Origin of the sequence: Xenorhabdus bharatensis, from assembly GCF_037996705.1 — a bacterium.
Classification (GTDB): domain Bacteria; phylum Pseudomonadota; class Gammaproteobacteria; order Enterobacterales; family Enterobacteriaceae; genus Xenorhabdus; species Xenorhabdus bharatensis.
On sequence record NZ_JBBMXG010000063.1, the window covers coordinates 1 to 583 of the forward strand.

1 pseudogene is annotated in these 583 nt (G+C 49.2%); it reads left to right on the top strand.

The features are described from left to right. Positions 1–583 (top strand): annotated as a pseudogene (locus AAC855_RS21215) (hypothetical protein); the annotation flags it as partial.

Consider the following 583-nt stretch of genomic DNA (forward strand, 5'->3'; position numbering starts at 1 on the left):
CTTACAAAAAACATATTTTGAAATCGAAACCCCTGACGTTGACCTTACAAACCCGGAAAATATCTCAGATACCGTTACGACGGTATCAGGAACTGCCAGTCTTCCCGGTGAAACAGTTAACGTCAGAAAACGTAAAATCAGCTTTTCTCAGGTTGCATCAGGGGTCAATACGCCAGACATCCTCTCGGACATAATTTGTGAGGATGCTGTCGTCAGTGATAATGGTGACTGGGGATGTAGGACACCCGTCACTTTCACCAAAGGCACGTATGCACTGACCGCCGAATTAATGAAAGACAACAAAGTCGTTGCTACTAATACGGAAGTGGTGACTGTGGAAGAAAAAGAGCAGGATGAGGACGAACCTGAAATTGAGAATTCCGACAATTCTCCACCGATTGAGCCGGACGGCGGGTTAATCAGCCTGGTCGGTTTATTCAGTGCTACTGCGGCAGCAGCGGGAGCGGCAGCTGGGCTTGCCACCGGGCTGGCCGGAGTGGCTTCGGGTGCTGTTATCGGTGCTGTTGCTATCATAGCTGGCCTTGCTATGCCTCATTGGGGGTTAAACATTGACACAAGCAAA